The sequence below is a fragment of the Paenibacillus sp. OAE614 genome (genome assembly GCF_040546645.1).
Taxonomy (GTDB): domain Bacteria; phylum Bacillota; class Bacilli; order Paenibacillales; family Paenibacillaceae; genus Paenibacillus_AQ; species Paenibacillus_AQ favisporus.
This window is the reverse complement of record NZ_JBEPOD010000001.1, coordinates 3,380,063-3,395,149: the sequence shown is the minus strand read 5'-3', so window position 1 is coordinate 3,395,149 and position 15,087 is coordinate 3,380,063. Positions and strand designations below refer to the sequence as shown.

Below are 15,087 nucleotides of genomic sequence, written 5' to 3'. Positions count from 1 at the left end.
TTGTTTACCTGACTAATTCCTCACTCTACAGTTTACATACAACTACCTTTTTAAGTTATTACCAAATTGATTTAAGGAAGTACATTTTTTTATTTAATCCTGAAGGTAAAATGATAAACATGAGAGCTCCTTATTACAGTCGGAGGGATGGGAAAAATGAAAGCGGTTTTAGACAGCTCCCGAAAGTACGGCGCAACAAAAAGGAAAAATAACTTTCTGTACTACATCAAAAGAGACGGTCTGTTATATTTTCTTTTGCTGTTGCCTATGGCGTATATCCTGATTTTCAAGTATGCACCCATCTATGGCCTTGTGATGGCATTCCAAGATTACAACATTTTTGAAGGAATTAGAGGGAGCGAATGGGTAGGACTGGACGTGTTCCGGTTTATTTTTGAGCAGGACAGCTTCTACCGTGCATTGAAGAATACGCTGGTCCTGAATGTTCTGGACTTGATCGCGGGTTTTCCAGCGCCCATTCTCCTGGCTATTTTGCTCAATGAAGTAAGACAAGCAAAATTCAAGAAAATGACCCAGACCGTGTTGTATCTGCCCCACTTTTTGTCCTGGGTTATTATTGGCGGTATGGTCTATCTGATGTTTTCTAACGGCGGCATGATCAACAATTTCCTGTCGAGCTTTGGTTTGGAGAAGATTGAGTTTCTGTCGCGGAAAACACCTTGGCTGATTACTTATATTGCCGTTGGCGTATGGCAAAATATCGGATGGGGCACCATCATTTATTTGGCGGCCATTACCGGAATCAATAGGGAGTTGTATGAGGCCTCCGATATTGATGGCTGCAGCAGGCTTCGCAAAATGTGGCATATTACACTGCCTGGCATTAAATCAACCATCAATATTTTGCTGATTCTCCAAATAGGCAGAATGGTTACTATCGGATTTGACCGTCCCTTTGTGATGGGAAATTCACTGGTTAGCGATTACTCTGATGTTATCAGTACTTTCGTGTATAGAGTTGGTATTAGTTCGGGTGATTTCTCCCAGGCAACGGCGGTAGGATTGTTCCAATCCGTGGTCGGCCTGATCCTGCTGTTATCTGCAAACTTTGTTGCGAAAAAATTAGGCGAGGATGGGATATGGTGAGGGTGGCGAGCAATAGGGGCAAGATGAAAAAAATGACTGTAGCGGATATTGCCATCATTGTATTTATCGTGGCATTGTCCTTCACATGTATCGTACCGTTTCTGTACATGATTGCGCTTTCTTTCAGTTCCAACGAAGCGATTATTTCTCAAAAGGTAGGACTGTGGCCAGTAGACTTCACAGCAGAAACGTACAAAACCATATTGAGCGATATGGATATGCTTTATACGCTTGGATACAGTATTGTGCTTACGATATTTTACACTTTGGTATGCATGTTCCTGACCATATGTGCAGCGTATCCGTTAACGAAGAAGCGGCTGAAGGGAAGAAACTTTATTTTGACGGCGTTGGTCTTCACCATGTATTTCAGCGGCGGTTTAATTCCCTCATATATTCTGGTTAAAAACCTGGGCATGATGAATTCGGTTTGGAGCCTGGTTTTGCCGGGTGCCATGAGCGTGTTTAATATGATCATCCTGAAAACCTTCTTCAGCAATCTTCCGGAGAGCCTGGAAGAATCGGCAGCCATTGACGGGTGTTCGGATCTGGGCATTCTCCTCAAGATCGTGCTCCCCCTTTCGTTGCCATCGATCGCCACATTAAGCCTTTTCTATGCGGTGGACAGATGGAATGGATTCCAGGATGCGCTGTTCTATATTACGAAAAAAGAGCTGTACCCTATGCAGATGAAGCTATACCAGATCATTTCGGCCAATCAGCAGTTGGATAGCCAACAAGGAGGAGAAGGAAGTGTCGGCTCCTATATTGTCCCTGAGTCTTTGAAAGCGGCCAGTGTCATGTTTACAACGATTCCGATTTTGCTGATCTATCCTAAACTGCAGAAGTATTTCGTGGATGGTGTGATGACTGGGGCTATCAAGGGATGATGGGGAAACAGATTATGATGAAGGGGGGATCCCGGCCTCGCGGATGATTTAAGAGAATCAATCACAAGAACGAAAGGGTGGTTAAAGTGTATAAGGGCATAAAGAAGAAAGCAGCAATTCTATTTAGCACAGTGCTTCTAACCGTAGGAGTAGCAGGCTGTGGTGGCGCAGGCAATAACAATGGGGAGACGGTATCAAAAGGGTCCAACACATCGGAAACGGGCTCCGGTTCCCCAGTTACCTTGACAGTGGAAGTGTTTGATAGAGGTATTCAGGGACAACCGGACTTGAACAACAACACGTGGACCAAATATGTCAATGAAAAATTCGGGAAGCCTAATAACGCCATTGTAAAATTTGTTCCTGTCCCCCGTTCCCAAGAAGTCGACAAGCTGAATGTGTTGATGGCAGCCAACGAGGCTCCTGATATTTCCTTCACTTATGACGGGAATACCGTAACTCGTTTCGCAAAAAGCGGTGGCCTCTATACACTGGATGAATTGTTGGAGAAGCACGGCCAGCAATTAAAGTCTTATCTGGGCGAGAAAGTTCTTTCCTACGGGAAATATGAGGGCAAACAAATCTCGATCCCAGGCAAGCGGACTCTGATTGCTTGGAACGGCATGTTTATCCGCAAGGATTGGCTGGATAAGCTGGGAATGCCTGTTCCAACGAATCGGGATGAATTATATAATACCCTCGTTGCTTTCCGTGACAAGAACCCGGGTAATGTGGATGGTGTCATTCCGTGGGCTACAGCGGCTTCCGGCATGAACTACACCTTTGGCAACCTGATTCCTTCGTTCTGGGGTCCGATGTCGGAGGAGGAATTCGTTACCACCACCAATTGGCTGAAGCCCGGCACCAAGGATGCTTATAAATGGCTGAACAAACTGTACAATGAAAAGCTGATCAGCCCCGACTTTGCGCTGGATAAAACAACCAAACAAGCGGATGCCGATGTGACCAATGGCAAGGTAGGCTTCTACGCTGCCAACTGGGATTATCCACTTTCACAAAAAATTCGTGAACCACTGAAGCAAAATGCACCTGATGCCAACTATGTTGCTGTAGATACCTTCAAAAACGAAGAGGGGAAATACCTGAAAGAGATGTACAATGAAAACGGGATTTTCTCCTTCATCCCGAAAAGCAGCAAGAATGCGGAGCTGGCCATAAAGTATCTGAACTGGATGGCTGATCCGGAGGTGATGTTCTTCCTTCAGTTTGGTGAAGAAGGCGTCAACCATAAGCTTGTAAACGGCATCCCGCAAGGGATTGCGCAAACCGGCGAAAATATGCAAACGAGCAATCTGAATATGGATTATACTCTAATTGTAAACGGTGCAGAGCTGGGCGATACCGAAAAGAATGTGCGAACGTACGCAGCAGCCTTAGCAGCCGGAGATCAGAACTATGAAAAACTGGCTGTCGATTCATACAAGATCAATACGACGGATGGTTATACAGGCTTCTATTACGGCGTCTCGAACGAAGCTAGTATCAAGTACGGCAAAACGTTGGGTGACATGAACAAGCAGATGAGTGACAGGCTGGTCGTTGCCAAGCCGGCAGAGTTCGACGCCTTGTATGACAAGCTGGTGAAAGAATATATGGACGCTGGCGGTCAGGCTGTTCAGGATGAGAATATAAAGAATTATAGAGATGTCAAAGCACAGAGCAAGTAATCCATGGCATAAGGATAAACCAGTCTGTGGTTTATCCTTTTTTCGTTGCTGTTCCCGATTAATTTTGCTATTATTCGGGAGAATCCATATGTTCAGGAGGATACCCATGTACAAGGTCATGATTGTAGATGATGAGCCGTGGGCAATTAAAGGAATCCGCAACGCCTTCGATTGGGATAAATATGGATTTGAAATTATCGGACAATTTAAAAGCGCTTACAAGGCATGGGATGCCATAAAAGCGAATGAACCCGATTTGGTATTTACGGATATCCGTATGCCAGAGATATCTGGACTGGATCTGATGAAGAGGGCCAAAGTAGAAGGGCTGGACATTGAGTTTGTCATCGTAAGCGGATATGCGGAATTTGAATATGCCCAGGAAGCGCTGCGCTATGGCGCGCTGGATTATTTCCTGAAACCTTTGGATATCGATAAGGCTGACCCCTTCATTGCGAAGCTGGCCATGCACTTCTCCCGAAGAAGCACAGCACGCAACCAACTCCTTCTGGATGCACTGACCTCGGCGAATGAGGACGAGATCAAGAGCTTCCTACCGCTTCCCGATGATGCAGCTGTGTACTATTATCAGGTGTTGACCATCTATTTCGAGGGAGAAAATAAAAATATTAGAAACCTGCTTTCTTTGGAGGGAAAGCCTGTTCATGTTGTGGAAGTTGAAGCCGGAGCCCGAAAAATGCTTGTTGTCCTGATGACGGAGCATAGGGCTTGTCTGGAAGGACATTTGGATAAGTGGGTTCTGAATAAGACGGGCATCCATGTTATGGGCGTCAGCAGCATCTCTAATCAACTAAAGCATATGAGCAAGCTCATTAAAGAAGCAGACCTGTCCGCTTCCCAGGTTTTTCTTGAAGAAGCTGGGGGCGTCGTTCACTACGAGCCGAAGCTTCATCTGGTGAAGCCATGTATCGATGAAATCCACCACATCCTACAGGGAAATCAATTTGACGATGTGGATGCGTACATTAAAGGGCTGCAGGCATATTTCAGGGATCATCATCTTGGCATGTCTGAGGTTGTCTACCTGTGGAATCAAGCCGTCGGGATCCTTATCAAAGCATATTCTGAGGAATTGAAGGATATGGAACTGGAATTCCTGAATTATTCCGAGATCAAGGAACGATTTGAACACTTTGAGTCGCTATGCAGCTTTTTACATGAGGTTCTCGACTCCATCAGGATAGGAAACAGCCGCTCTGTGCAGGAAGGGGACATCCAGTCCTGCTTCAACAGGATGATCCATTATATCAACCATCATTTTGAGCAGAAATTGTATTTGAAGGATTTATCTGCCCAATTCTTCATTAACCAGGTGTATTGCTGCCAATTATTCAGAAAAAATCTGGGCAAAACCTTCTCAGAATATGTGTCGGAGCTGAGAATCAAGAAAGCCCGTGAGCTCCTGAAGCGAACGGATCTATCCATTGAAGAAGTGGCCATTCAGGCCGGGTATGTCGATTATTATTATTTCAATAAAGTGTTTAAGAAGCATTGCGGGATGACCCCTACCAAATTCAGAAAAAGTTGATATGAACGGAGCGGCGGGCCATGAAGATCAGTAAACTGAAATTGAAGCATCAGATATGGCTTATCTTTTTTTTCTCAATCATCATATTTACTGTCATGGAATTTTATTATTATTATAGTTTCTCTAATTTAACCCAGAAGAGAGCCGCCCATTACAGTAACCAGATGATAGAACAAACACGCCGCAAAATTGATTCTGCATTTAGTGATATCAGGGTCAGCACCAGCATTGCGGTCAATAGCAGACGGGTTCAGGAATTTTCTGTAGTGGATGATGATTACCAAAGGGCGTTTAACAGCGGTCCAAATGCATTGGATCTCATGGAATATATGAGATCCTTTAATTCGTATGTGGACGGAATTGTAATTAATGATATTCGGGGAAGACGGCTTTACAGTTTGGCATCAGCAAGCGGAGATATTTTTTTTCTCAATCGTTACGATACCTTTATCCAGAAGTATAAGGAAGATCCTTCGCTGCGGGACAAGGGGATGTTTACTTCGATTCTAAAAGACGACAGAACAGGAACGGAACAGTTCTTTTATATAGCGCCGATTGTGGAGGCCATCGGGGGAATCTATTTCTCCCAAATTACGGGTTACTGTACCGTTTTAGTCAATATGGACAAAATGCAGGGGCTTGTGGAAAATACGGAATTAACGCCCAACTCTACCTTGTACATTCTGAATAGCCGGGATGAGGTGATTGCTTCCACCAATTCCAATGCCCGAGGTGCGTTATTCAGGGAAGTTCTGTCTATGGATAAGGGCATCCTGCTTAACGGGGTCAAAACAACGATCGATGGGGAAGATATTCTCGTCCAGGTTAAGGGTTTGGAGCAGGCAGACGGGTGGCGGGTTGTGAGTATGATTCCAGTGCAAGAGCTTACTGCAGACATGAACCCTATACGGAAAGTCAGCATTACCGTGGGGATTGGGATGATTCTAAGCATGCTTATCATGGGCAGTTTCTTTATGAACAATCTGATGCGTCCGGTGATGGGACTTGTTCTGGATATGAAGAGAGTGGGGAGCCGGGACATGGGCTTCCGCATTAAAGTCCGTTCTACCAATGAAGTAGGCATGCTGGCCTGCGACATTAACCGGGTAATTAATGAAAGGGAACAGATGGCAAGAGATATGATCAATACCCAGGCCAGATTATATGAATCTGAGCTGAGTCAGAAACAGGCGGAGTTCGCTGCCCTGCAAAGCCAGATCAACCCCCATTTTCTCTATAATACGCTCAATTGCATCAGCAGCATCGGATTGGAATACGGAAGCAGGGAGATCGCGCAAATTGCATCTTGCATGTCCAAAATATTCCGGTACAGTATAAGAAAAGATGATCTTGTGCGGATAAGGGAAGAACTGGACTGTATTCAGGCTTATATGATCATTATCGCCATCCGGTATGAAAATAAATTTATCATCGAGATCGATGTGGACGAGGGACTCCTGGAGATGCAAACCCCCAAGATGATACTCCAGCCCATTGTGGAGAATGCGGTCTATCATGGGCTTGAGCGGATGGATCAAGGGGGCCGGCTTCAAGTTACCGGGAGCATAGACGCGCATGGGGACGTGTGCTTCCAAATCACGGATACCGGGAAGGGAATGGACCCGGAGCAATTGGCTTCCCTTCAGGCTAAGCTGGGCATGGCATCCCCGGAACCTGCACCAGATGGCCAACCTGCTGCAAGCATCGGACTTTCCAATATCCATAACAGGCTCCGGCTATTGTTTGGAGAGGGTTACGGGATCACCATAGAAAGCCAGTTCGGCCATGGGACGACAGTGACCGTGAGGATTCCAAAGCTGTTAAACAACCGCAAACCTTCGGAAGAGTAAGGTTATGTCGATAGCCGGACACACTACAATGAAATGTTTTTCTTCAGGACACAACCCTTAATTGGGGATTGTGTCCTTTTTTCTTTGAATTCCCGGCGATAACCATCATACGTTGAGAAGGTTAAGGATAATCCGAAGGTCAAGACACTTTTTCTTAAACGGTTACCAAAACAATTTAAGATCGTACCTTTTTTAAATTTTCTCTGAAAGTAGAATGAGGACATGGCTGAAAAAATCAATGACAGGGGGATGGATGAAGTTGAAAGCGGTTTTATGGGATAGGAAAAGATTCAGGTATTTGCTGTTTTGTCTCGCATTGCTGCTGATGCTGCCGCAATGGAACGGAGCGGCTATGGCGGCAGAGCAAACGCCAGAGAGGGCGGATTTGGCATCCCGGCAGGAGGGAAAGGATGTGTCTGATTTCTACAATGTTATTATGCAGACAGGGGCCGACCCTTGGGTTTACAAGCATACGGACGGCTACTACTACAATGTGTTTGTCAATGCCAGCGGCATCATGATCCGCAGAGCGAAGACAATTACCGGCATTGAGGCGGGCGAGAGAAGCCTAGCCTGGACACCGGTTAAAGGTACCATGTACAGTTCCGATGTTTGGGCACCTGAAATGCACTATCTCAGAGATAACGATGGCCTATTCAAATGGTATATCTACTTCGCAGCCGACGACGGAACCAATGCAAACCATCGCATGTACGTGCTGGAGAACGCCAGTGATAATCCGATGACGGGAACCTGGGAGTTCAAAGGGAAGATTACCGATTCCACCGATCGTTGGGCAATTGACGGCACTGTTCTGACTGTAAATGAGGATCACTATTTTATTTGGTCCGGCTGGGAGGAAACCGACGGAAGCTTTCAAAACTTATATATCGCAAAGATGAGCGATCCACGGACCATCAGTTCGGAACGGGTCCTGATTTCAACGCCTGAATATGACTGGGAAACTTCCCCGGGGAGGATCAATGAAGGGCCCGAGGTCACTGTAAAGGGCGACACGATCAATCTGATCTATTCGGCCAACGGAAGCTGGACAGACAGTTATTCCCTCGGGTTGATCACGGCCAAGATTAGCGACGATTTAATGAACCCTGGCTCCTGGGTAAAGCGGGATAAGCCGATCTTTTCTAGCGCCAATGGTGTTTACGGCCCCGGCCATCATAGTATCGTCTCATCTCCTGATGGTGCGGAGGACTGGATCATTTACCATGCTGCCCGCTGGCCGGGGTCAGGCTGGACCCGCAAAGTCTACGCACAGAAATTCACTTGGAATGACGACAATACGCCGAACCTGGGAGAGCCGGTAGATCCGAACATACCGATTGCCATACCTTCCGGCGAGCCGATGCGGAAGCGCTATGAAGCGGAAAATGCGTTGCTGGTGAAGGATCCGAATGGAGAAACTTCTCCGGCTGTCCTGCGGGAAAGCACCGCATCAGGCGGGATGAAAATCGCGGGTATCAAGAACGCCAATGATTATGCCCAGTTTACAGTAAATGTGCCGGAGGCGGGATTCTATAACCTGTCCGCGCGCAATGCCAATGGCTCCCCCAATGCGGCGGATGCCTCCCATCTATTGTCGGTCAACGGCAGCTCCGGTGCCAAATTGAACATCGTCTATTCTGGTCCGAATCGTTGGGGAGCCTCCACGGCGAAAGTCTTCCTTAAGGAAGGCGAGAACATCATCCGCTTCTCGAAAGGGAGCAATCTGGCCGAAATCGACAGTATGGATCTATTTAAGCTGGATACATCGGATATTTTATTTGAATCCCCGGGATTCACCCTGGGGTTGAACGAAACCCGCAGTTTGCCCCTGTATACGGTAACGGGCGCTACCTATACCGCTATTGATACAGGAGCTACCTTCAGTTCTTCCGACACGAAGGTAGCCATTATTGATGAAGGGGATCAGATTCAAGCTGTCGGGGCGGGCAGTACGACAATTACCGCGACATATAATGGAAAAATAACAACGGCCGCGGTAACCGTAGTCGCAGAGCCCAGATCGGTGCAGTCTCTTGAGATAAGCGGATTGGACCGTGTCCTGACCAGCGGACAGCGAAGCCTCCCATTGCAGTTAACTGCTCGCTATAACAACTATGAAATGAAGAATGTGACAGCTGATGCTCAGTATACCAGCAGCGATCCCGGGGTGGCCCGGATTGATACTGTCTCGGTCACCCCATCGGTATATGCAGATAAACCGGGTACAGCTCTTATTACAGCCGAATACAACGGCAGCAAAACGGCAATCCATTTGACGGTGATCGAGGCTTCAGATGCGGTTCAGGTGGTTTCCGAAGTGAAGACTCCTTCGGGAGTGACTCCTGATCCGCCCAGCGTTGTGGATGTTGTATACAATAGCGAGTCGATAACGGCGGAAGTTGTCAGCTGGAAGCCGGATGGAATGGACTTCAGCTCTCTTGGTACGGTTCAGGTGCCAGTCATTCTGAAGGTGGATGGCCGAGATATTCCTTCCACGGTATCCGTAGAAGTTGTTGCAGGATGGGGTCTTGATGACATTGTGAATCAGCTCCGCAATAGACTGGCGAACTTCTCTTATCCGTTAGGCACTGGGTTAGGCAACTATAGCCAATCCAAGTATGACGCGTTTGTGGCCGAGGTGGATAAAGCGGAGGATATGGCCTCCAACCCGGATCTGAGCAAAGAGCAGTTTGACGGGGAACTGGATAATCTCGCTCAGGCGGAAGAGGCTCTGTTAGGTTCGCTTAACAGCGTGCAGGATGGCGTTGTCTATAACGCTTACCGGGATTTCTCCGGTGATACGGTAGGCAAATACCCTTACGGTATCACCACCGAAGATCTGACCAATGGAGCTACCGCAACGGTAAAGGAAGAGGACGGGAATAAATTTCTTCGACTGACCACGACCGCTACCTCGGGCAAGGCAAACCTGTTCCTGCCATATACAGGCGAGGTAAAAGCGGAGGGGGATCAACACATCGTCATCGAGTATCGCGCCAGATTAAACAGCAGCTTCCAATACGCGAATGGAGCCATGATGAGAAACGACAGCGGTACCGGCAATTATTCGATGGTCACTGCTTTTGATACCGGTAAGTTTATTGTACAGAACGGTGGATCCAAGAAAGCAGTCCAAAACGTGTCCTACAATACATGGTACAAAATCAAAATGGTGGCCAACTGGGATAACAAAACCTACACCGTCTATCTCGACGATGTTCCGGTAGCTACGGATTACAATTTCCGCCATACAGGCGGTGACAAGCTGATCGGACAACGGTTCGGTATCGACGGATACGCCAATGCCTCCATCGATTTTGATGATTTCACAGCTATGGTCATAGGAGGACCAAAGGCTGCGCCAGAGGGTCTTGGGAAAGTCGATGAAACAGCGGCTGGCGCTAATGATGGACGCATCACCGGGGTGAATGATTCCATGGAATGGTCTTCAGATCATGGGGGCACCTGGTTAAATGTAGAAGGGGATACACTTGCCAATCTGCCGCCCGGAACATACTGGGTTCGATACCGCGAAACGGACACACATAAAGCAAGTCCTTATGTGGAGTTCACTATTACGGCTTTTAATCAATCGATTCCTGTCACTAGTGTGAGCCTGAACCAAACCAGTGCACAATTGTATACCAACTATGGTCCCTCTACTGTCCAGCTCACCGCACATATAGAACCCTCTGAAGCATCTAATAAGACCGTGATTTGGAGCACGTCAAACCCGGTTGTAGCTACTGTGGATGAGCACGGTCTTGTTAGTGCCCACGCCTCTGGCACGACTGTGATTACGGCGACTACTGCAGAAGGCAGTTACACAGCGTCTTGCGTTGTGACTGTTGGTGTATATGCGACCAGCGGCGGCAGCAATTCTGGCAACGAGCCTGCCAGTTCGACTGCCCCGCCTACGCCTGCCCCGATCACTAAGAATGGGGACGGCAGCACAACGACTATCGTCACAGACCAGGCAACCGGAACGGTTACGGAAACCACCGTCTGGCCGAATGGCGACCGTAAAGTCATCACGAAGGAACGCAGTGGCACTCTGACCGAAGTGGTCACAAAGAAAGACGGCAGCAAAAGTGAGACCGTTAGCAAGCCGGATGGAAGGAGCCGTTCAGTCGTCACCGATTCGCAGGGTGTGAAGGTTGAGACAATCACGACGTCTCTAGGGGAAGTAACGGCCGAAGTTCATCTGCCCGAAGGAGTGGCACAAGCTCGGATTACAATTCCCGTCAAGAAAGCCTCCGCCTCCACTGTAGCCTATACGGTCAGAGGTGACCGCTCCAGAACAATCATCGGGACCTCCGTAATGACGGAGAATGGATTGAGTATCCTAGTCAGGGGCGATGTAACGGTGAAGCTGGTAGACAACAAGATCACATTTAAGGATGTGCCTGACCACCATTGGGCTGCGGATTCGATTGCTTTTACTGCTAGCCGTGAACTGTTCCTAGGGACAGATAAAGAGAATTTTGCCCCCAATGCATCCATGAGCCGCGCAATGCTCATCACCGTGATGGCCCGGCTGGACGGCGCCGAGACCGAAGGGGGCTTGTATTGGTACAGCAAGGCGCAGGACTGGGCAGTGGCTGAGGGGATCAGCGACGGCAGCGTTCCGAAGGCTGCTATTACCCGTATGCAGCTGATCACGCTCCTTTACCGGTACGGCGATCAACCTGCTGTGGACGGCATCGGCAAGAGCTTTGCGGACAGCGGCGAGATTTCCGCTTGGGCAAAGGACGCCATGAGCTGGGCTACGGAAGTGGGAATCCTGAACGGCAAGCCAGGGAACCTTCTGGACCCTGCCAGTGTTGTCTCGCGGGCTGAAGTATCCATCATGCTCGCGCGCTTTATAGCTTGGCTAAAGTAATGCATCTTGTTAGAAATCCGATTAATGGAAGTGTGGCTCCGATTGTTTTACCGAGACAAAACTCGAACGCTTGTTAACAAACGGCGCGTGAGTACATTGGTCAAACCTTCGATATGATTCATCTTATCTTGGTCAGCTCTTCCCATTCGATGGGCCCATTCGACCCGGTGTCTCGGATGGATGTGTGCTCCAGCTTGAATTCGAGAATCGATATCCGAACTGCGGATCTTGAGCGATCGCGACTCGAATATGTTGCTCAAGATCCGCTAAGCATTCTCCCGGCAAGGAGATTTTTCTTGCATTATTGAAAGACCCAAATGAAAGCTCTTGCGAAAGGAGGGGAAAGAAAAAATATAAGCGCAAACAAATTGAATCTTGAGTTGTGGTCTAAAGTGGTCAGATATTCAAGTCGTATGATTGCGGTGATGATCATGATCGCCCTTTTTGCCGGGATGTTGCCCACCTATGCAGCAGGTAATCCATCCCCTAGAAACGAAGGTCTAGTCATCTCGACATGCTCCTGCGGACCAATGGATAAGTCATCGGAGTAACCAAATAAATGCAAAGGAGAACATTTCCTTATCAGGAGCCGTATCATACTTTTTTTTAATACTACAAAGGGAAGCATCTTACTTATATCTTGTCTTCCGAATCGAACAGACCGAGAATCACTAAAATCCATTATCATTTCCTCCTCTTAAAGAAGGTCTGATTTTGGGTTCTTTTTATTTTATTGTGATTTTTTTATGGTTGGGGCGGTGGAACTGTTTCCTGTTTTCAAAAAGTAAGCCGCCTTGGATTCGGGATTATAACCAACAAAACACTGGGTTTGCAGTTAAATTTTTTAAAAAAATACATAATTTCATGCAACTTTATTAATACGCTAAACGTGGATACATTGAAAGGAGTACACAATGGATTTAGAGCTTCTTTATCAACGGTATGTAAATGATTTATACCGATATTTATTTTCCCTTTCAAATGATCATTATTTAGCGGAGGATATGGTGCATGAAACATTCTATCGGGCTTATTTATACTTAGAAAGTAGTGAAGTTGATGCAGTAAAGCCATGGCTATTTAAAGTAGGTTACCGCGTGTTTATTGACTATACGCGCAAAAGAAAGAGGTTAATTTTAAAAGAAAAACTAAATGAACAACTAGATTACCGGTCACCGGAAAAACATACTATCGACAAAGATGGTTTACAAAATCTCCTTAGATTAATACGAACTCTGTCTGACAATGAGGCCCAAGCTATTTTACTCTGTGATTTTCATCAGCTAAAACTGATCGAAGCTGCGGATATACTGAATCTTAATTTAAATACACTAAAAAGTCATCTAATACGCGGTAGAAGAAAATTAAGAGAAATACTTCAAAAAGAGAGGTCAAGGTAATGATGAAGGACGATGACGATAAGAAGAAGGACGATCAATCGGGATCTGATGATACAAATCAAAATGTAAAAGGACCTAAATTTAAAACTCATGACGATTATTATGATACCCTTAATGATTTTGTTAATGACTATAGGTCAATTGAGAATTTCGAGGGATCCCAAGAACAGAAAATAATAAAAAAGGCAAAATTCCACTCGAGAATGACAACGATTATAAGTGTGCTCGCAATTCTATTATTATTAAATCCAGCTCTTACTATTGTCACCTATATGTATTACTCGGGAAAAGCGAACCAGATGTTAGACACCATAAGCAAAATTGCATATATTACAGAACCAAACACTAAAATAGAAGGGCAGGGTATAAGCAGTAAAATTGGGATTTTTTCTATGGATGCATATTTTTACACTCTTAAAAGGGTAGGGAAAGAAGACTTTAGAACTGCCGAATATAATATTCATTTTCTAGGAAATCATGTTTCTTCAGTAGATCGAAGGAATTTACTTGATAAACCGGTACCCGAAGCTTTTGTTTCATCTGAAAGCACTGGATTTCTTCACCCTGATGCTTCTATGACATTTGATGATTTTAGGGAGCGAGAAGTCCTTAATGGCCTGGCCTCTGATACTGTAGCAGAAGTTTATATTTCTTTTGATAAAGATTACACACCAGAAGAAATCAACAATTACTTTCCGAACCTTGATGTTGTTTGGGTAGCGGTTGAAACCGGGGAATCTGGTGAAAATGCAGAGGGCATATATACATCGCCATTAGGCTATCCCTTTATGAAAGATAGCGATCCCTGGTCACCATTTATTGGGTCGAAATCAAATGAAGAAACTTTTATCAGTATATTGAAGTCACTGTCCAAAAATGAAAAATTAGCAACCCAAGTTTCTAGGGCAAAAGCCCTTTCTATATCCAAGGGTTTAACTTATATAGAGAAGAATGGTATTAAAATATATGGTGCAGTCGTTACCGGCCCAGTCAATGAGATAAGAAAAATTGAAGACAAGCCTATGATTCGTACCATAAAGGTGGAGGATTCTAAATTATGGAATTGGCATTCATAAAAGGAAAAGATCCTAACAAGAAGGAATGCACTTGGAAGTGGCAGATATTTAATATCTTAGGCATGATATCTTCATTCTTAGGAATTTTGGAATTGGCTATCATTAATATTGGTTTAATACAACAAGACTTGTTAGTAATGAATATATTCCCGTTAAAGGAAACTGGGATTATAGGATTGGTTTTGGGAGTTCTGGGTCTTTTTAAGAGAAGGGGAACAAGGTCATATGCGTGGTGGGGAATAATTTTAAATGCATTTATCTTATTTTTTAGCTATACTATTTTGATTTTTGCTTTATTCATAAACACAAAACCATGATATAAGAAACTTCTGTTTGATTAAAACAGAAGAATGATGATAAGGTTGTAAGACGACAAGAACATACAAGCTTATAAGCCGCGTAAAATTGCGGCTTTTTTTGTTTTAAAGATATTGTAGTTTTTAGCATTTTATAACACGTGGCTGAGCAGGGTCCAAAGAAGAACCGAGTACGATAAGCTGATGCCCGGAAAAACGGAGTAACAAATCTATAACTGGCTTCAGACATTAAGCTAACGGGCAGGATAGTATTAATTAGACTACAGGAATATCGACAAATTCAACCCCTAACTTTTATCGAAATTTTAATTTATATTGAATTTAT

General features: G+C 45.5%; 9 protein-coding genes. All 9 read left to right on the top strand.

All coding sequences use genetic code 11. The features are described 5' to 3' along the window. Window positions 1-156: 156 nt before the first annotated feature. Window positions 157-1,107 carry an ABC transporter permease gene (locus tag ABIE48_RS15570; protein ID WP_145018962.1) on the top strand — a complete coding sequence of 317 codons (951 nt, stop codon included), beginning with the start codon at window positions 157-159 and terminating at the stop codon, window positions 1,105-1,107. After that, window positions 1,101-1,997: a carbohydrate ABC transporter permease gene (locus tag ABIE48_RS15565; protein ID WP_192713996.1), complete on the top strand. Its 897-nt coding sequence runs from the start codon at window positions 1,101-1,103 to the stop codon at window positions 1,995-1,997. Before ABIE48_RS15570 ends, ABIE48_RS15565 begins: the two co-directional genes overlap by 7 nt. A gap of 86 nt (window positions 1,998-2,083) precedes the next feature. Then, window positions 2,084-3,685, top strand: coding sequence for an extracellular solute-binding protein (locus ABIE48_RS15560; RefSeq protein WP_192713997.1), 1,602 nt, complete (start codon window positions 2,084-2,086; stop codon window positions 3,683-3,685). A 106-nt stretch (window positions 3,686-3,791) separates the two neighbouring features. Continuing rightward, on the top strand, window positions 3,792-5,234 hold the full coding sequence (locus ABIE48_RS15555) for a response regulator (protein ID WP_192713998.1): 1,443 nt from the start codon (window positions 3,792-3,794) through the stop codon (window positions 5,232-5,234). Window positions 5,235-5,632: 398 nt separating this feature from the next. Continuing rightward, window positions 5,633-7,084: a sensor histidine kinase gene (locus ABIE48_RS15550; RefSeq protein ID WP_354519224.1), complete on the top strand. Its 1,452-nt coding sequence runs from the start codon at window positions 5,633-5,635 to the stop codon at window positions 7,082-7,084. A 325-nt stretch (window positions 7,085-7,409) separates the two neighbouring features. After that, window positions 7,410-11,969: a family 43 glycosylhydrolase gene (locus tag ABIE48_RS15545; RefSeq protein ID WP_483312689.1), complete on the top strand. Its 4,560-nt coding sequence runs from the start codon at window positions 7,410-7,412 to the stop codon at window positions 11,967-11,969. A gap of 914 nt (window positions 11,970-12,883) precedes the next feature. Beyond that, window positions 12,884-13,369 (top strand): sigma-70 family RNA polymerase sigma factor, encoded by a 486-nt coding sequence (locus ABIE48_RS15540; RefSeq protein WP_192714001.1) that lies wholly within the window; start codon window positions 12,884-12,886, stop codon window positions 13,367-13,369. Next, window positions 13,369-14,445: an anti-sigma factor gene (locus ABIE48_RS15535; protein WP_192714002.1), complete on the top strand. Its 1,077-nt coding sequence runs from the start codon at window positions 13,369-13,371 to the stop codon at window positions 14,443-14,445. Before ABIE48_RS15540 ends, ABIE48_RS15535 begins: the two co-directional genes overlap by 1 nt. Beyond that, entirely contained in the window at window positions 14,427-14,762 is a 336-nt protein-coding gene (locus tag ABIE48_RS15530) for a hypothetical protein (protein WP_192714003.1), read from the top strand. The genes ABIE48_RS15535 and ABIE48_RS15530 overlap by 19 nt, the downstream gene beginning before the upstream one ends. The last annotated feature ends 325 nt before the right edge of the window (window positions 14,763-15,087 follow it).